The organism is Bacteroides sp., from assembly GCF_019417265.1.
Taxonomy (GTDB): Bacteria; Bacteroidota; Bacteroidia; order Bacteroidales; family Bacteroidaceae; genus Phocaeicola.
Window position 1 is genome coordinate 1 of the sequence record NZ_DXVR01000058.1, and the last position, 17,365, is coordinate 17,365.

The following is a 17,365-nucleotide window of genomic DNA, read 5'->3' on the forward strand; positions in this document are numbered from 1 at the left end:
ATATGCAATATTTACAAATTAAAACTAGCAAGCTGAACTTGCGAAACTTAAATAAAGTATATAAATGTCAGAACCGCAAATGGTCCAAGACTGTTGCTTGTGTTTTTGTTAACTTGTGTATTCATGATGTGTGGTCTGATTCAGGGTTTATATGTTTTTCTGTTATTTCAGGATGCCTTCAAGCGTTTTCATCGCTCCGTTGGCTTTTATTTCCTCAACAAAATTCAGATACAGACTGCAGAAAGATTCCGAAGCTTTAAGATTTACACTGCCAAATGCTGAAAGAGCAAGGAAATCCATAGCATTGTCACTTCCTATTACCTGTAAATCCTCTGCAGTGATCCATGGTTCTGCTACCTCAAATGCAGCGCCATTATCATCAACTTTATATTTCAGATAGTGACGATAGGCAGCTATAAGATAGGCTACTCTTGTCAGGTCGGCTCCGTCATTTATCATTTTGCCTAAGTTAGGCATTACATATACAGGGAACTTAGATATACCATCGAAACACAAACGTGCTATCTGGTCGCTTACGGAACGGTTTCCGAAACGTTCGATAAGTGTTTTCTTGTAGAGTTCAAGGTCAGTATTTCCCGGTGCAGGCACGTAAGGAGTAATGTCAATATCCATAAACTGACGTACAAACTTCTCTATTCTCTCATCATGCATCGCGTCATCAACCTTTCTGTATCCGCTCAGGAATGAAGGATATGAAAGCAGTGTGTGCGAAGCATTCAGCAGACTCAGCTTCATGTTTTCGTAAGCTGTTACATCGTCTGTAAATTCTACTCCCACTCTCTCCCATGCAGGACGTCCGGCAATGAACTTATCCTCTATAACCCACTGGATGAAGTCTTCACAATATACAGGTGCTTCGTCGCATACACCATTCTTCTTATTTAATCTTGATATGTCTTCCGGACGTGTAGCAGGAGTGATTCTGTCAACCATACTGTTAGGGAATGTCACATTCTTTTCAACCCAAGCAGCCAATTTCATATCCTGTGCGCAGAAGAACGACATGAACGCTTTCTTTGCAGTATTACCGTTGTGCTGCAAATTGTCGCATGAAAGAATAGTAACAGATCCGTTACCTAAGTTCATTCTTCTTCTCAATCCTTCTGCCACATAACCGAATGCAGTCTTAGGAGTTGTGTGGTGCTGCAAATCATGTCTTATATTTTCGTCTTCAAGAATAAATGCTCCGGTAGCCTTTTCTATGTTATATCCACCCTCAGTAATAGTCAGGGTAATGATTTTAATATCCTTATCCGCAATCTTGTTGATAATTTTCTCAGGTTCTTCAATACCCCAGTAAAGTTCGTTCAGAGCTCCGAGTCTGTAAGCAGTATCTTCACCATTGCGACCGCATACTGTAAGGGTATATTCCCCACCCTGGCCTTTCAGAGCCTTATAAAGACGTTCATCCGATGGAAGGATCATTGCTCCGCAAATACCCCAGTTCTGCTGGTCCTCATTTTCGAGCAGAAGGCTTGTATAGTACTCCTGATGAGCACGATGGAAATTACCTACACCAATGTGCAAAATACCTGATTTAACATTTTCACGATTGTAACCGAAAGAAATAACCTGTGTTTTCATGATTGTAAAATTTTTGATTGTTTATAATATGTTGTTAATTGTTTCTCTATCAGTATCTTGTTTTTGATTACACCACAAATATATGCTTTAACATTGAATATTTTTTTTATTTTCTGCAGTTTCCCATTGCAAACGTTTGCGGGAACGTTCCCAAAATCTGCAAACGTTCTCATAATTAGGATTTATGAGATATATGTTTTATATTTGTGGATGAAAAATTCATCAGACCATGAAACACGTTACCATAAAAGACATAGCAAAACACCTCTCAATATCTGTTTCCACAGTATCAAGAGCATTATGCAACGATAAGAATATACGCCGTGAGACAAAAGATACGGTGTTGGCTGCTGCAAAGGAACTGGGATATAAACCTAACCCTGTAGCGACAAATCTAAAATACGGACATACAAACACTGTGGGAGTCATAGTGCCGGAGATGGTTACTCCATTTGCTTCGAAAGTAATAAACGGAATCCAGGAAATATTATATTCCAAAGGTATAAAGGTTATAATAGCAAGTTCTGATGAGGATCCGGAAAAAGAGAAAGATATCCTCAGAATGATGGAGCAGTTTATGGTGGACGGAATAATCATAAGTATCTGCAGTTACAAAAAGAATATGGAGGAATATTCAAGACTTAAAGATAGTGGGATGCCAATGGTGTTTTACGACCGTATTCCTCACGGTATGAATGTTTCGCAGGTGATAGTGGATGATTATATGAAGTCATTCTTCCTCGTAGAAAACCTAATAAGAAGCGGATATAAAAACATTGCGCATATCAAGGGCAGTGATGACATATACAACTCAACAGAACGCTTTAACGGCTACAAGGATGCGCTTGCCAAATTCGGAATAGAATATAACGATAAACTAGTGATAAAGTGTGGAATGGAGCTGGAGGATGGGGCAATGGCTGCTGATGAACTTCTGAAAAGAGATTTGAAGATTGATGCTGTTTTTGCATTTACTGATACTTTGGCCATAGGATGTATGAACAGGCTGAGGACATTAGGAAAAAAAATTCCGGAGGAAGTGGCCATAGCCAGTTTCTCCGGAACAAGTCTGTCGACGATAGTACATCCACAGCTAACAACAGTTGAACCTCCTTTGATGGAAATGGGAAAGAATGCAGCCCAACTGATTCTTGAAAAGATATCAAACCCTGAATCACCAAACCGTTCTATAGTTCTTAATGCAGAAATAAAGATAAGGGAATCAAGCACAAAAGTCAACTGATCAACTGAAAAACATGGAATCCATAAACTGACATTTTCTAAAAGGAAAACAGCTGTACTCCGGCTTGAAAAAATCCCTTGTCAGACTGTGGATTCCAAAGAGCCATTATACTGACAGGAAAATCCCTCTCAAATATTTTAAGTTTATATACCACATTTAGGCTGAGATGTACTATTCCGGGAGCTTCTCCATAAAAATGATACAAATCGCCAGAGTCTGTCATCGTCCGGTCAGGGCTTAAAGCGAAAGCGGCACCGATTCCGGGACTTACATTCCACTTCTCATTGTCGAGTACAGAGTATTCTGCATAAACAAAGGTGGAATACAGATTCTTGGTATTTTGTATGTTTCTGTCTCTACCGTAAATTATAGTCGACCAGCTCAATCTAAGCGGAATAAATCTCTTGAAATCGTACGACACTGTTGCATCCAGGAATCGTCCCGTCTCGTCGGGCTTGTAGTTGAAATATTCTTTGTTGTTGTAGTTTGCACCGGGAGAGAAATTATATGTGTCCCATAATGCAATCTTCAGTCCTCTGTCAGCATAAGAAACATAGTGATTGAACTCCTTGTAGGAGCCGTTCACATTTGTACCGCCCCACAATCCGAAAGTAAAATGCTCATTTTTATCTGTCACAGACAGGTCGGTTATAAAAACCAACCCATCCGTAACTTCCATACCACGCCAAAGATGCATATTCTGCATATTGGCTTTAAGATGTAATTGGGCATCAGCCTGCTTCACACATACCAGAGTGAGCATCAGCAAAATATATCTTAACGATATACCTGCAAAACATGTATTTTTCATAGCCGATGAAACTTTAATCAGACTATTCTTGATATGTAGTTCTCGGGAAGTCTTGGCATGGCACCATTCTGAGTACAAACAAATGCTGATACATTTACAGCAAGCTGATGCGCCTCACGGACGGATTTCTTCATCAGCAAAGCTGATATGAATGCGGCTGTAAATGAATCTCCGGCACCTACAGTATCGGCTACTTCCACCTTAGGAGTTTCTACAAATGATACATTTCCAGGTGTAAACACATAACTGCCATTAACACCGCAAGTAAGAATAAGCATTTCCAGATTATATTTTGCAAGCAATATCCAGCACTTATCCTGAAGGTCTATTCCCGGATAACCGAAAAGTCGGCTTACAGTGACAAGTTCTTCATCATTGATTTTGAGTATATTGCACTGTTCCATCGAACGACATAGTATTTCTTTGGTATAGAATCCCTGACGAAGGTTTATATCGAAAATCTTATACACCCCTTTTTTGTTTGGAATAAGGCTCAGGAATGTATTTATTGTTTCCCTTGACACTACGTTTCTTTGTGCCAAAGAGCCAAAACATACAGCAGTAGTTCTCTCGGCTATTGACTTCAGGCTGTCAGTAAAAGGTATATTATCCCAAGCCACATTTTCTTTAATATCATAACATGGTATTCCCTCACTGTCGAGTTCCACCTGTACAGTACCGGTAGGATACTGAACTTCTTCGATAAGCATGTTAAGTTTCTTTTCTGAAAGATTGTCGAGAATCTCATTGCCCAACTTGTCATCTCCTACAGCACTGACTACCATACTTTCCAATCCGAATTGCGACACATGATATGCAAAATTTGCCGGTGCTCCACCTAGTTTCTTTCCTTCAGGAAGAATGTCCCACAATGCTTCTCCAGTACCTACAACCAGATTTCTTTTTGTTTTCATGATAAGATAAATTTAAAGATGAATACTATTTTGTTTTGTTTCTTATCACAAAAATATTATCTATATGTATTGATTTTATGGTTTGTAGAATATATTATTATGCAAACGTTTGCGGGAACGTTCCCAAAATCTGCAAACGTTACCAAATATTATGAGGTTGATGAATATTTTAAGAAAAAACAACAAGACACTGTAAAAACCACTTTCATGCGGTCTTTACAGTGTCTTGGTTATATCGTAATAGATATAGTTTATAATACAATCTCGCTAATGTGAGATATATAGTATGGAAACTAAAAAGGCTATATTCCAGTCCTCTCGTTCGGGATATGAAATATAGCCTTTATTATTTGTTTCAATGTTTTTTATTTTGCGAAGCTTACGGCGCGTGTTTCTCTTATCACTGTAATCTTTACCTGACCCGGATAAGTCATTTCGTCCTGTATCTTCTTGGCGATTTCTGTTGACAGGCTTTCTGTCTGCTTGTCGTCAATCTTGTCTGCACCGACAATCACGCGTAATTCGCGTCCTGCCTGGATGGCATAAGTCTTGGTAACACCAGGATAAGACATTGCAAGCTGTTCAAGGTCGTTCAGACGTTTGATGTAAGCTTCAACAATTTCGCGGCGGGCACCAGGACGTGCACCTGAGATAGCATCGCACACCTGTACGATAGGAGCCAGCAGGCTGTTCATTTCCACTTCGTCGTGGTGGGCACCGATAGCATTGCAGATATCCGGTTTTTCCTTGTATTTCTCAGCAAGTTTCATACCGAGCAGTGCGTGTGGCAATTCAGGTTCTTCATCAGGCACCTTACCAATATCGTGGAGCAATCCGGCGCGTTTAGCTTTCTTAGGATTCAAACCAAGTTCAGAGGCCATTACAGCACAGAGGTTAGCTGTTTCGCGTGCGTGCTGCAACAGGTTCTGTCCGTATGATGAACGATATTTCATCTTACCGATGATACGGATCAGTTCAGGATGCAGACCGTGGATACCAAGGTCAATAGTAGTACGTTTACCTGTTTCGATGATTTCTTCTTCTACCTGCTTGCGTACCTTTGCGACTACTTCTTCGATACGTGCCGGGTGGATACGTCCGTCAGTAACCAGTTGATGAAGTGCAAGACGAGCGATTTCGCGGCGAACAGGGTCGAAAGCAGAAAGTACGATAGCCTCAGGAGTATCGTCTACTACTATTTCCACTCCGGTAGCAGCTTCAAGGGCACGGATGTTACGTCCTTCACGTCCGATAATACGTCCTTTGATTTCGTCTGATTCGATATGGAATACAGTTACAGAGTTTTCGATTGCAGTTTCAGTAGCCACTCTCTGGATAGACTGTATCACGATACGCTTAGCTTCGCGGTTGGCAGTAAGTTTCGCATCGTCCATAATGTCGTTGATGTATGACTGAGCCTGAGTCTTGGCTTCATCCTTGAGTGATTCTATCAGTCTTTCTTTTGCATCTTCTGCAGACAATCCTGAGATAGCCTCAAGCTTTTCGCGTTCCTGTGACTGCAGATGGTCAAGTTCTTCTTTTTTCTTCTCGATAATTACCAGCTGTGCATCAAGGTTTTCCTTAATAGCTTCTGTTTCGTTACGTTTGCGCTGAAGTTCTTCATTCTTCTGGTTCAACACCATTTCGCGCTGTTTCAACTTGTTTTCTGCCTGCTGTATTTTCTGGTTGCGGGCAGCCACTTCCTTTTCAAGGTCGGCTTTCTTGTTCAGAAACTTTTCCTTTACTTCCAGGAGTTTGTTTTTCTTGATTACTTCGGCTTCTGTTTCAGCCTCTTTAATGATATTATCATATCTCGATTTCAGACCGTATCTGAAAAAGCTATATGAAAGAGCTCCTCCTACCAGGAAAGCTACAACTGTTAGTATTACTGTTGTCAACATCTATAATTTAAGTTTAAAATATAAATAAAAACGCACAAGCTTCAGGTATTGTCCTGTAAACTTGTGCGTGAATTCCCTTACTTGTTTCCTAAACAACTACTTCGATGCACCATCCTTTATATATCGGTCCATAAGTTCTTCCAATTGTTTCAACTTTTCAGTACAAGGTGTAATGTCAATGGCATCTTTAGCTTTTGCGTTTTCGTATGCCAGTTCCAGTGCTACCATTGTCCAGTGTTTCATGGTTCCGAAATCCGGATATAGACTGCGGTATTTGTTCAGTTTATTGTCAATCATCTTGGCAGCGTCACGGTAGAATATTTCTTCTTCACGATTAATCACCAGTGGATACCGTTCCCTGTCAATCTGCAAGTGTATTTTCAGTTTGTCGTCCATATATTATAGTTTACTGTTTTCTTTTCTCTATTTGTTCAGCAAAGCAATACATTTATCGACTTCACGCACTAACCTTGTGAGCCTTTGTTTCGTGTCCCTGATTTCATTGTCATTTACACTTATCATACGGGCCATCTTCAGGTTTGCATATCTGGTTTCAAGTTCTTTAATCTTACTCAACAGAGTCTGTATTTCAGAATCTTTATCAGCTATGGATTGCTTTAGTGCGGCATTTTCTTTTTTCTCTTCATCATATAGAAAAAGGACGTGCCTAAGCTTTCCTTCAAAACTGTTTAGTAGATTTTTGTCCTCTTCTGTCATCTATGCTACATGTTTTCTATGACAAATATAGTATATAAGTTCGAATTATGAAAATTTTTTTCTCATTTTGTATATTTATTTGCTTAATATTGTTTTTACGGTTATTTATATGTCTTTAATTTAATAGTTTATTGTGTAATTAACGGATAGTAAATCTCCACCTTTCTCTCTCTCTTCTGCTTTTACGGAAAACGGCTCATTATTACGGCTTACAGATATAATGATGTATGATTCAGCTGTATTCGCTACAAGATTTCCTTTAGCTGTTAAAGATAATTTTGCACCTTTTTTGAATGGACCGTATATTCCAGTCCAGCTATCGTTATAAGTGGTAATAGTTTGTTCACCTTTTTCTGAAGTGAATTTGATATCTCTTGTATAAGGTACACTACCAGCATCCCTCATATAAACTTCATATTTCACATAGTAAATCCCCTCTTCATTTTCGGGCGTAGTATTGTTATCCTTTTCTTCTTCTTTTGATGTGTTACTACTTGTTGAATTTTCGTTGTTAGATAAATCATCTTCTTTTGAACATCCTGATAACAGGATAAATGGAATTGTTGTTAAAATGATAATCAGATGGTGTTTCATATTAAATTAAGTTTCTTTGTTATAAATCTTCTCCGTTTGCTTGGTTGTTTAGGTTATCGTAGTACATTAATATTGTATATTTCGTAGGTGTAATTAGACTTTTGCTTATCATAAACCAAACGGCATTTTTTGAGAGTTTATCCACATAATATTCTGAATATGCAGTAATTTCTGCTTTTTTTATATCTTCTGAAGGATTTGACAATTGTTCTTCAGTATAGTTTTGTAGTAGTCGTTCTTTTATAACTTCTTTAAGAGTAATGGAATCCGTTATTTCCGGACGTTGCATAAAGTCGGCTTCGTATCTTTTATCGTTTACGATTATTTCGTAACCTATATCTTCGTTTTTGTTTATTTTATAATCTGTATAAGACATCGGTGTGTATTTTGCGTTGTTTTGAAATTGGTCGCATAAATCATTAAATCTTATTTTTATATCTGTTTCTCCTCGTGGATTTTGGTCTATTACTGCTATTCTGTAAACCTTGTTATTGTTTGTTACTACGCTTAAATAGACTTTTTCACCGTTAAATTCACCTTCAAGCATATCATTCCCTAATACAGAATCTGTGAAACCTTTTGCTTTCAGTTTCTTAATCATTTCGTTTTTGTAACCATCAACAGGTATGCCTAAGAATTTTGTTACTCCCAATTGGGCTGATACAGACATGCTGATGCAAAGCAGCAAGGTTGTTAAAATGCTTTTCATGATTGTATTAAAAGACTTTTACAGTTCCTGGAAAGTCGTTTTCGTTTAAATACTGAAGCGTGGAACTGCAATGCCACATCTTTGAATGAAGGCCCTAGGAAAACCATGCGAACAGATGTAGTTATAGCAGCCCACGCTATAGCGTGAGAACCACTATGCTATCCTCGTTCGCTTTGAAAATTTCCTAGGTTTTCATTCGCAAGTGATGAGCATAACGCCTCATAATATTTATGTTACTTGTTTGGAATAAGTTCCAAATACAACTGCAAATATAATAAAAATGGATAATCTTTTCTATTTTTGGTTGTCTATTTTATTGCTTTACGGATTTTATTGTATTTCATATCTCAAATTTTGTATCAGTACGTTGTGTACACTCAAAAAAGTGTATTTTTGTATATCTATTTAAAGATACGGTGAAAAATGAAAGGTAATCAAATGGACTGTTTGTATTGTCAGAATAACGATACATTGCATAGTTTAATGATTGAAATAGCGGAACTGTGTGTTTCGCATGTATCCCTTTTCAAGGAGCAGATTTATAGAGGCGTTGCCATGTGGCGTACAATGGACATGTGGACGACTTCAATCTGTTGAGTGAAAAAGATAGAAACGCTTTCAAAGCCGATGTGACGCGTGCAATGCAGAAAGTGTTCAGTCCTGCAAAGATAAATTACGGTGCATATTCCGATACTTTGGAGCATTTGCACTTCCACCTTGTTCCTAAATATGTTGACAGTCCTGATTTCGGTGGTGTGTTCTGTATGAATCCTAAAGAAGTATATCTGTCGGACGAGGAGTATGCTTCTATGATAGATAGTATTAAAAAGGAGCTTTGGAACTTCTTTCTCAGTCTCTTTTAAAACTCTTCGTCGTTTGCATTAAAATGTCGAATCGTTTTATGTAAGGCGACGAAGAGTTTTCTTTCAGTGTTTTCACAGATTGATTTGTTGTAATTCTGTTTTTTCATTTATTGTCGTTTCGGCGGAAAAATATTATCTTTGCTGCGTATTTTTAGTCAGATGGATAATAAAATAAGATATAATGATTTTGGATGTTTTCTGGCAAAACACTTTCCGTTTAAAGTTCAGAAAATCTCAGTCAATGCAGGCTTTACATGCCCTAACCGCGACGGCAGCAAGGGATATGGGGGATGTACTTATTGTAACAACCAGACATTTAATCCCGAGTATTGTCGGACAGAGAAGTCTGTAAGACAGCAGTTGGAAGAGGGAAAGGAGTTTTTCTCAAGAAAGTATCCCGAAATGAAGTATCTTGCTTATTTCCAGGCTTATACCAATACATATGGAGAGTTGGAGAAGTTGAAGGCAATGTATGAGGAAGCACTTTCTGTAGATGGAGTAGTGGGGTTGGTTATAGGTACACGCCCGGACTGTATGCCGGAGTCTCTGTTGGATTATCTGGAAGAGATAAACGGCAGGACTTTTCTTTTGGTTGAGTATGGTATAGAAAGTACTGATGATACTACACTGAAGCGTATAAACCGCGGACATGATTTTGCTTGTACCGTTGATGCTGTAAGGCGTACTGTTTCGAGGGGTATAATGACAGGAGGACACGTTATATTGGGACTCCCGGGCGAGGACAATGATATGATTATACGTCAGGCAAAGGATGTGTCATCGCTACCGCTTACTACACTGAAGATGCATCAGCTACAGCTGATTAAGGGCACAAGGTTGGCGCATGAGTATGATGAACGTCCGGAGGATTTTCATCTATACACAGCTGATGAGTATATTGATCTTGTATTGGATTATATAGAACATTTGCGCCCCGACCTTGTATTGGAAAGGTTCATCTCGCAGTCGCCGCGCGAGTTGCTTATTGCTCCTGATTGGGGATTGAAAAATCATGAATTCACTGCTAAACTGAAGAAAAGGATGTTGGAGAGGGATTCTTATCAGGGCAAGAAATATAATTAGTTTTAAGTGAACAATAGACACTTTTATCGGTTATTAATATAGATTATAACATAACTTCATAAATTAAAACTCATAAAATCAAATAAAAATGGAAATTAAAGGTAAAGTACATTACGTGGGTGTGAACGACCGCACCAAAGCATTGTTCGAAAATCTTTGGCCGTTGCCATACGGCGTGTCATACAATTCTTATCTGATAGCAGATGATGAGATGGTGGCATTGGTGGATACAGTAGATGTTGCATTCTTCGAAGTATATCTGAAGAAAATCCGCAGCATTATAGGCGACCGTAAAATCAATTATCTTATTATAAACCATATGGAACCTGACCACTCAGGCTCTATCGCTCTTATCAAACAGTATTATCCTGAGATTGTGCTTGTAGGAAACAAGAAGACTTTCGATATGGTGGAAGGATATTATGGTGTGACAGGCGACCGCTATGTAGTAAACGACGGTGACTTCCTGAAACTTGGTTATCACAACCTCCGTTTCTATCTTGTGCCTATGGTTCACTGGCCGGAAACAATGGTTACATACGATGAAACAGACGGAATCCTGTTTGCGGGTGATGCTTTTGGATGTTTCGGAGCCTTGAACGGCGGATGCATCGACAAGAATATCAATACAGATATATATTGGAACGAAATGCGCCGTTACTATTCTAATATCGTAGGTAAGTTCGGAAACCCGGTACAGAAAGCTTTACAGAAACTTGGCGGATTGAAAATCAATACTATCTGTTCTACTCACGGTCCTGTTTGGGAAGAAAAAATTCCTCAGGTTATCGATATGTACGACAAGATGAGCCGCTACGAAGCTGAAGAAGGTGTTGTGATAGCATATGGAACTATGTATGGCAATACAGAGGAACTGGCTGAAGTTATAGCTGAAGAACTGAGCCGTCAGGGTATCAAGAATATCATAATGCACAACGTATCTCACACTCATCATTCATATATCCTGGCTGACGTGTTCAAGTACAAAGGCCTTATCGTGGGATGTACTACATACAATATGAACCTTTACCCTGAAATGGAATCACTGTTGAGCAAGATTGCTGCCCGCGAAGTAAAGAACCGTGTGATGGGTTACTTCGGCTCATATACTTGGGCAAGTGCTGCAGTGAAGAAGATTGGCGAATACACTGAAAAGCTGAAGTTCGAGGTTGTAGGCAACCCTGTAGAAATGAAGCAGGCTATGAAGCAGGACAACTATGCTCAGGCAAAAGAACTTGCAAAGGCTATGGCTGATCGTCTGAAAGCTGACAGAAAGTAATAAGTTTTTTATTTATAAGTAAGCAGGCTGTTACGAGAATATAAATTAGCGTAACAGCCTGTGTTGTATTATTTTATATTGTTTCGAATCTTGCTAAGATAGGCATGCATGCCGTCGGCATCCTTACGGCTTATTATGTCAAGAAGCTCGTTCAGTTCTGTGCGTATTCCTTCCACCTGTTTAGGAGTACGTGGGTTGAACAGTATTTCCTGAAGCAGATAATCGTCTTCGTTCAAAACTCCCTTTGCTATTGCCATGTGGCGTTTGAATGTTGTACCGGGCGCATCCTGATGTTTCATCACTGCGGCAAACACGAATGTGGAAACGAACGGTATTGACAGTGAGTATGCTACTGTTTCGTCATGTTCGTCGAAAGTATATTCGAATATGTTAAGCCCTAATCTTTGATACAGGTCCTTGAAGAATACCTTACCCAGACAGTCGCCTTCCTTTATTATTATGGCATTCTCTGTACTCAGCTGGTCAAGGTTGGCAAATGTAGGACCGAACATAGGGTGGGTTGATACATATCTGAAGCCGCTGTTGTCGTAGAATTCCTGAAGACCGGTCTTTACTGATGCAATGTCGCTTATGATACAGTCCTGCGGAATTACCGGCAGTACCTGGCGGAATGCGTCGAGTGTATATTTTACTGTCGCTGCATTTATTACAAGTTCAGGGCGGAATTCCTTAATCTCATCCAGTGAAGTGAAACGCTGGCAGTTGTACATGAAGCGCAGGTTCTGAGGTTTTATGTCGTAAACTGCCACTTCGTGGTCGAAACTTAATACATCTGTAAAGAAGGAGCCCATTTTTCCGGCTCCCAATATTAATATACGCATTTTTTTGAGTTTTTTACTTGTTTATTATTTCCATCTGTTGACGTACGCTTTCTTCGTGTATAGCCTCGAAAACATGTTTCACAAATTCAGAATCCATACCGCACAGTGTTCCTTGTGCTCCGCGTTTGTCAAGAATTTCATTGTAACGTCCTGTCTGGAGGATAGTCATATTGTGTTCTTTCTTGAATGTTCCGATTTCGCGGCATACACGCATACGTTTTGCCATTATCTCCATCAGTTCGTTGTCGCATTCGTCAATCTGACGTCTGAGTTCGCTAAGGTTTTCTGTTGTCTGGTGTTCCTTACGGATTACAAGCAGATTTAATATGTAATCGAGTACGTCCGGTGTCACCTGTTGAGAAGCGTCGCTCCATGCACAGTCAGGGTTGCAGTGTGATTCCACTATCAGTCCGTCGAAACCGAGGTCCATAGCCTGCTGGCAGAGAGATGCGATGAGCTCGCGTTTGCCGCCTATGTGGCTTGGGTCGCATAGGATAGGCAGGTTAGGGATACGTCTTCTCAGTTCGATAGGAATATGCCATTGCGGAAGGTTGCGGTAAATCTTCTTGTCGTATGAAGAGAAACCGCGGTGAATGGCACCTAATCTTTTTATACCGGCATTGTTTATTCTTTCCATTGCACCAATCCATAGTTCCAGGTCTGGATTTACAGGGTTCTTTACATATACAGGTATATCAACTCCCTTTAGTGCATCTGCTATTTCCTGTACTGCGAAAGGATTGGCTGTAGTACGTGCACCTATCCACAATATATCTATACCGGCTTTAAGACATTCGTAAACATGTTTTGCTGTTGCAACTTCAGTTGAAACGTACATGCCTGTTTCTTTCTTCACTTCCTTCAGCCATGCCAGACCTTCAACTCCTATACCTTCGAAACCTCCCGGTTTGGTACGTGGTTTCCATATACCTGCGCGGAAGATTTTTGTTCCGTTGTTAGCCAGCTGCTTTGCTGTACTCATTACCTGCTCTTCAGTTTCTGCGCTGCAAGGTCCTGCTATGATTAACGGGCGTTCTTCTGATACGCCTTCCAGTCTGATAGGTTCTAATTCGAGTGCCATAGTTGTAATCTTTTAGTAGTTGTTTTGTATTTTCTTTTTATCTCATATTCTTTATTCTCTCAAGTGCCTCTGCCAGTTTTTCTTCTTTGGCGCAAAGCGAAATACGGATATATCTCTTTCCGTTGCTTCCGAAGATAAATCCCGGAGTGATGAAAACTCTTGCTTGATGTAGGACTTTCTCTGTCAGTTCCTCTACATCGTTGTATGATTCAGGAATTTTGCCCCAGAGGAACATTCCCACTTGATTCTTGTCGAATGTACATCCCAGCACGTTCATTATTTCTTCGGCAAGTTTGCGGCGACGGCTGTAAACATTGAAGTTGGCTTCTTCGTGCCATTCGGCACTGTTGTTGTATGCCTGTGCAGCTGCCAGCTGTAATGGACGGAATGTACCGGAATCAATGTTACTCTTTATTTTCAGTATCCACTGTACGAAAGTGGCGTTTGTTGCCAGCATTCCCACACGCCAGCCCGGCATGTTGTGGCTCTTACTCATGGAGTTGAATTCTATACAGCATTCTTTGGCTCCCGGAATATTGAGTATGCTTATCGGTTTTTTGTTCAGTATGAAGCTGTATGGATTGTCGTTCACTACTACGATGTTGTGTCGGCGTGCGAAATCAACAATCTTTTCGTAAAGTTCCATTGTGGCATTTGCTCCTGTAGGCATGTTGGGATAGTTGGTCCACATGATTTTCACTCCTGTGAGATCCATCTTTTCCAGTTCGTCGAAATCAGGCTGCCAGTTATTGTCCTCGCGAAGATTGTAGTTGATTATTTCGCTTCCTAAAATCTTATTGAGAGATGTATAGGTAGGGTAGCCCGGATTTGGAACAAGAACCTTGTCGCCCGGATTTACCAAAGCCAGTGTCACGTGCAGTATACCTTCCTTTGAACCGATGAGAGGCTGTATCTCTGTGGCTGGGTCAAGATCTACATTGTACCATCTTTTATACCAGTCTGCCATGGCTTTTCTCAGTTCAGGTATTCCCACTGTAGGCTGATAGCCGTGAGCATCAGGTTTCTTGGCATTTTCGCAAAGAACATTTATTGTTTCTTCTGATGGCGGCATGTCAGGACTGCCTATTCCGAGGCTTATCACGTTTTTACCTTCAGCATTCATCTTTGCCACTTCCTTCAGCTTTCTGCTGAAATAGTATTCGCTGACATTTGCCAGTCTGTCGGCCGGCTGTATGTTATATTGTTGATTCTCCTTCTGCATATTCTCCTAAAATTTTAAGTGCTTTTGTAAGCGGTGTAACTGCATCTATAGACTGTTTGTATCTTAAATAATCATTGAACATTACGTCAACGTAGAACATGTATTCCCATTCGCGTCCGATAATCGGCAGTGACTGTATCTTCGTCAGGTTTATCTTATAGAATGAGAAGATTGACAATACCTGCGAAAGGCTTCCTTCGCTGTGGGGAAGTGAGAATACTATGTTTGCCTTGTTCACCTTAGAGCGGTCTTTCAACTCGTCTGCCAGCCATGGATTGCTGATGACGAGGAAGCGGGTGAAGTTGTGTTTGTTTGTTTCTATTCCTTCTTCCAGAATCTTCATGTCGTAAAGTCCTGCGGCATATTTTGAGCAGATGGCTGCATGTCCTCTAAGGTTGTTTTTTCTGATATTCTCTGCACTACCTGCTGTATCTTCTGTTTCTACTACCTTCAGTTCCGGATGGTTGTGCAGGAAATCGCGACACTGTGCCAAAGCAACAGGGTGTGAGTTGACTTCTGTAAGGTCTTCCCAATTATCTTCCGGCAGACACATGATGCTGTGGCTTATTCTGAGTTTGTGTTCTCCTATGATAGTTGTACCGCTTTCGCGAAGCAGTTCATAGTTGTGCAGCAAGCTGCCTGCTATTGTGTTCTCTATTGCAATTATGCCTATGACGTCGCTGTCTTTCTTCATTTGTGCAAACACTTCTTCGAATGTATTGCAGCATATAAGTTCTATCTCTTCGTCTTTGAAATACTTGTGGGCCGCTATATCGTGATATGAGCCCTTAACTCCTTGTATTGCTATCCTTCTCATTGTTTTGTTTTATGGTTAAAAAAAATCCCGCCTCATACAGAAGCGGGATTTCGTTATATTATTTTGTATTGATTTCTTTTCGTGTCATGCACATACGACCTCCCGCTTCACTTTATTGCTAAAGTAAAAGTAATAAAAGAAAAAGAAGAAGTATGTTGCAAATGTTCTCATATTATACTAATTGTTATCGTTTCTGATGCAAATGTAATACTTTTCTTGAAAAAACAAGAATATGATGAAAATTTTCTTCAAAATTTTTAATTTTCGAGCATTATTACCTTATTTTGTAATGCAGGTTTAATATTTATAATACATAGAATAATCATTATGAAGTATAATTTTGATGAATTGATTGACAGAAGAAATACAAATTCTGTCAAAGTTGACGAAATGAAAGATATATGGGGTAGGGACAATCTTATCCCGATGTGGGTGGCGGATATGGATTTCGCTACACCGGACTTTGTAGTTGATGCAGTGAAGAAACGTTGCGAGCACCCTGTGTTCGGATATACCGTAAAGCATGACGGATATTATAACTCTATTATCAACTGGGTGAAGAACCGTTACGGCATGGAGGTAGAAAAGAAGCATATCAACTACGTTCCGGGTATAGTGGCCGGACTGGGAATGGCCTTGAACTGTTTCACTTCGCCCAACGACAAGGTTGTGATTATGCCGCCAGTATATCATCCGTTTGCATGGCTTACCACAAGAAACAACAGACAGCTTGTGGAATGCCCTATGATTCTCGAGAATGGAGAATACAGGATGAATCTGGAACTGCTGAAGAGTATAAAGAAAGGTGTACGTGTGCTTATACTCTGTAATCCTCACAATCCTGGTGGGGTGGTATGGAAAAGAGAAGAACTGGAAGAACTTGCGGAAATCTGTGCAGAGGACAATATATTGGTATTCTCAGACGAGATACATGCCGACCTGACGCTTCCGCCTCACAGGCATCTGCCTTTTGCCATGGTTTCAGAAAAGGCCAAGAACAATTCCGTTACTTTTATGGCTCCGAGCAAGGCTTTCAATATGCCCGGTGTGGCTGCATCGCATACAGTTATTTATAATGACGGATTGCGCTCCAGGTTTGAGACTTGTCTTGAGGCGGGCGAGTTGAATGCAGGACACGTGTTTGCCTTTCCGGCAGTTGAGGCTGCCTATTCCAACGGAACAGAATGGCTCGATCAGTGTATTGAATATATTCAGGGTAATATTGACTATGTAGATTCTTTCCTGAAGGAGAATACGCCGAAAATAAAGGCTGTTCGCCCTATGGCATCATATCTGATATGGCTTGACTGTCGTGAACTTGGCTTAAATCATGAGGAGCTAAATTCATTCTTCGCTGATAAGGCAGGGCTTGCATTGAATGACGGAGAGATGTTCGGCCGTGAGGGTGCAGGATTTATGAGAATGAATGTCGGTACTCAGCGTTCTGTTCTGGAACGCGCCATGAAGCAGCTGGCTGAAGCTTATAAAACTTTGTAAATATTATACTCGTTTTATATAGAAAATCCGGAAACAGAAGATTTGTACAATCTTTCATTTCCGGATTTTTTGTTTTTATGCAGTTCATTGTCCGTTCATTATCCGTTCATTGAACAGTCGGTGAACGACTGATAAACTGTCTTTTCCTGATTTTGGTTGACTGTTATAATGTCATTACCACTGATTA

The 17,365-nt window shown here is 40.1% G+C and carries 16 protein-coding genes and 1 pseudogene; 5 read left to right on the top strand and 12 right to left on the bottom strand.

What is annotated here, in order from left to right; translation table 11 throughout:
* Positions 1–162: 162 nt before the first annotated feature.
* The gene (locus QZ379_RS08095; protein WP_291562927.1) at positions 163–1,605 is read right to left on the bottom strand and encodes a mannitol dehydrogenase family protein; all 1,443 of its coding nucleotides are present in this window, start codon (positions 1,603–1,605) and stop codon (positions 163–165) included.
* 229 nt (positions 1,606–1,834) lie between these two features.
* Here QZ379_RS08095 and QZ379_RS08100 point away from each other — a divergent pair, with 229 nt between their 5' ends.
* Entirely contained in the window at positions 1,835–2,848 is a 1,014-nt protein-coding gene (locus tag QZ379_RS08100; protein WP_291562930.1) for a LacI family DNA-binding transcriptional regulator, read from the top strand.
* A 37-nt stretch (positions 2,849–2,885) separates the two neighbouring features.
* On the opposite strand, the gene QZ379_RS08105 is transcribed toward QZ379_RS08100, so the two are convergent.
* The 7 genes from QZ379_RS08105 to QZ379_RS08135 all read right to left on the bottom strand — a co-directional run bounded on the left by QZ379_RS08105 (position 2,886) and on the right by QZ379_RS08135 (position 8,494).
* On the bottom strand, positions 2,886–3,659 hold the full coding sequence (locus tag QZ379_RS08105; RefSeq protein WP_291562933.1) for a hypothetical protein: 774 nt from the start codon (positions 3,657–3,659) through the stop codon (positions 2,886–2,888).
* Between the two features lie 17 nt (positions 3,660–3,676).
* Entirely contained in the window at positions 3,677–4,573 is an 897-nt protein-coding gene (locus QZ379_RS08110) for a carbohydrate kinase (RefSeq protein WP_291562936.1), read from the bottom strand.
* 365 nt (positions 4,574–4,938) lie between these two features.
* Complete coding sequence (rny, locus tag QZ379_RS08115; protein WP_204394597.1) at positions 4,939–6,474, bottom strand: ribonuclease Y; 1,536 nt, start codon at positions 6,472–6,474, stop codon at positions 4,939–4,941.
* A gap of 96 nt (positions 6,475–6,570) precedes the next feature.
* The gene (locus QZ379_RS08120) at positions 6,571–6,870 is read right to left on the bottom strand and encodes a cell division protein ZapA (RefSeq protein WP_291562941.1); all 300 of its coding nucleotides are present in this window, start codon (positions 6,868–6,870) and stop codon (positions 6,571–6,573) included.
* A gap of 27 nt (positions 6,871–6,897) precedes the next feature.
* Positions 6,898–7,191, bottom strand: a complete 294-nt coding sequence (locus tag QZ379_RS08125; protein WP_291562945.1) for a hypothetical protein — start codon at positions 7,189–7,191, stop codon at positions 6,898–6,900.
* 120 nt (positions 7,192–7,311) lie between these two features.
* Positions 7,312–7,785 carry a hypothetical protein gene (locus QZ379_RS08130; RefSeq protein ID WP_291562947.1) on the bottom strand — a complete coding sequence of 158 codons (474 nt, stop codon included), beginning with the start codon at positions 7,783–7,785 and terminating at the stop codon, positions 7,312–7,314.
* 19 nt (positions 7,786–7,804) lie between these two features.
* Positions 7,805–8,494 carry a hypothetical protein gene (locus QZ379_RS08135; protein WP_291562950.1) on the bottom strand — a complete coding sequence of 230 codons (690 nt, stop codon included), beginning with the start codon at positions 8,492–8,494 and terminating at the stop codon, positions 7,805–7,807.
* Positions 8,495–8,917: 423 nt separating this feature from the next.
* On the opposite strand from QZ379_RS08135, the pseudogene QZ379_RS08140 reads away from it, so the two are divergent.
* From QZ379_RS08140 to QZ379_RS08150, 3 genes and pseudogenes are all read left to right on the top strand, one after another.
* Positions 8,918–9,357, top strand: a pseudogene (locus QZ379_RS08140) (HIT family protein).
* A gap of 159 nt (positions 9,358–9,516) precedes the next feature.
* On the top strand, positions 9,517–10,440 hold the full coding sequence (locus QZ379_RS08145) for a TIGR01212 family radical SAM protein (protein WP_291562952.1): 924 nt from the start codon (positions 9,517–9,519) through the stop codon (positions 10,438–10,440).
* Between the two features lie 88 nt (positions 10,441–10,528).
* A complete protein-coding gene (locus tag QZ379_RS08150; RefSeq protein WP_291562954.1) occupies positions 10,529–11,719 on the top strand; it encodes an FprA family A-type flavoprotein in 1,191 nt (396 codons plus the stop codon).
* A 68-nt stretch (positions 11,720–11,787) separates the two neighbouring features.
* Here the strand turns inward: QZ379_RS08150 and QZ379_RS08155 are convergent, their stop codons facing one another.
* From QZ379_RS08155 to QZ379_RS08170, 4 genes are read right to left on the bottom strand one after another with little or no spacing between them, the layout of a single operon-like run.
* Positions 11,788–12,561, bottom strand: a complete 774-nt coding sequence (locus QZ379_RS08155; protein WP_291562958.1) for a prephenate dehydrogenase/arogenate dehydrogenase family protein — start codon at positions 12,559–12,561, stop codon at positions 11,788–11,790.
* Positions 12,562–12,574: 13 nt separating this feature from the next.
* The gene (locus tag QZ379_RS08160; RefSeq protein ID WP_291562961.1) at positions 12,575–13,642 is read right to left on the bottom strand and encodes a bifunctional 3-deoxy-7-phosphoheptulonate synthase/chorismate mutase type II; all 1,068 of its coding nucleotides are present in this window, start codon (positions 13,640–13,642) and stop codon (positions 12,575–12,577) included.
* A gap of 37 nt (positions 13,643–13,679) precedes the next feature.
* The gene (locus QZ379_RS08165) at positions 13,680–14,864 is read right to left on the bottom strand and encodes an aminotransferase class I/II-fold pyridoxal phosphate-dependent enzyme (RefSeq protein ID WP_291562964.1); all 1,185 of its coding nucleotides are present in this window, start codon (positions 14,862–14,864) and stop codon (positions 13,680–13,682) included.
* Positions 14,839–15,681, bottom strand: coding sequence for a prephenate dehydratase (locus QZ379_RS08170; protein ID WP_291562967.1), 843 nt, complete (start codon positions 15,679–15,681; stop codon positions 14,839–14,841). The genes QZ379_RS08165 and QZ379_RS08170 overlap by 26 nt, the downstream gene beginning before the upstream one ends.
* 327 nt (positions 15,682–16,008) lie before the next feature.
* Here QZ379_RS08170 and QZ379_RS08175 point away from each other — a divergent pair, with 327 nt between their 5' ends.
* Positions 16,009–17,178 (top strand): MalY/PatB family protein, encoded by a 1,170-nt coding sequence (locus tag QZ379_RS08175; RefSeq protein WP_291562969.1) that lies wholly within the window; start codon positions 16,009–16,011, stop codon positions 17,176–17,178.
* The last annotated feature ends 187 nt before the right edge of the window (positions 17,179–17,365 follow it).

Excerpts from the sequence above, each read along its gene's own strand:
- QZ379_RS08105 (WP_291562933.1), bottom strand. The coding sequence starts at position 3,659 with ATGAAAAATACATGTTTTGCAGGTATATCGTTAAGATATATTTTGCTG.
- QZ379_RS08155 (WP_291562958.1), bottom strand. The coding sequence starts at position 12,561 with ATGCGTATATTAATATTGGGAGCCGGAAAAATGGGCTCCTTCTTTACA.
- QZ379_RS08120 (WP_291562941.1), bottom strand. The coding sequence starts at position 6,870 with ATGGACGACAAACTGAAAATACACTTGCAGATTGACAGGGAACGGTAT.
- QZ379_RS08095 (WP_291562927.1), bottom strand. The coding sequence starts at position 1,605 with ATGAAAACACAGGTTATTTCTTTCGGTTACAATCGTGAAAATGTTAAA.
- QZ379_RS08160 (WP_291562961.1), bottom strand. The coding sequence starts at position 13,642 with ATGGCACTCGAATTAGAACCTATCAGACTGGAAGGCGTATCAGAAGAA.
- QZ379_RS08100 (WP_291562930.1), top strand. The coding sequence starts at position 1,835 with ATGAAACACGTTACCATAAAAGACATAGCAAAACACCTCTCAATATCT.
- QZ379_RS08150 (WP_291562954.1), top strand. The coding sequence starts at position 10,529 with ATGGAAATTAAAGGTAAAGTACATTACGTGGGTGTGAACGACCGCACC.
- QZ379_RS08170 (WP_291562967.1), bottom strand. The coding sequence starts at position 15,681 with ATGAGAAGGATAGCAATACAAGGAGTTAAGGGCTCATATCACGATATA.
- QZ379_RS08165 (WP_291562964.1), bottom strand. The coding sequence starts at position 14,864 with ATGCAGAAGGAGAATCAACAATATAACATACAGCCGGCCGACAGACTG.
- QZ379_RS08175 (WP_291562969.1), top strand. The coding sequence starts at position 16,009 with ATGAAGTATAATTTTGATGAATTGATTGACAGAAGAAATACAAATTCT.
- QZ379_RS08125 (WP_291562945.1), bottom strand. The coding sequence starts at position 7,191 with ATGACAGAAGAGGACAAAAATCTACTAAACAGTTTTGAAGGAAAGCTT.
- QZ379_RS08145 (WP_291562952.1), top strand. The coding sequence starts at position 9,517 with ATGGATAATAAAATAAGATATAATGATTTTGGATGTTTTCTGGCAAAA.
- QZ379_RS08110 (WP_291562936.1), bottom strand. The coding sequence starts at position 4,573 with ATGAAAACAAAAAGAAATCTGGTTGTAGGTACTGGAGAAGCATTGTGG.
- QZ379_RS08130 (WP_291562947.1), bottom strand. The coding sequence starts at position 7,785 with ATGAAACACCATCTGATTATCATTTTAACAACAATTCCATTTATCCTG.
- QZ379_RS08135 (WP_291562950.1), bottom strand. The coding sequence starts at position 8,494 with ATGAAAAGCATTTTAACAACCTTGCTGCTTTGCATCAGCATGTCTGTA.
- rny (WP_204394597.1), bottom strand. The coding sequence starts at position 6,474 with ATGTTGACAACAGTAATACTAACAGTTGTAGCTTTCCTGGTAGGAGGA.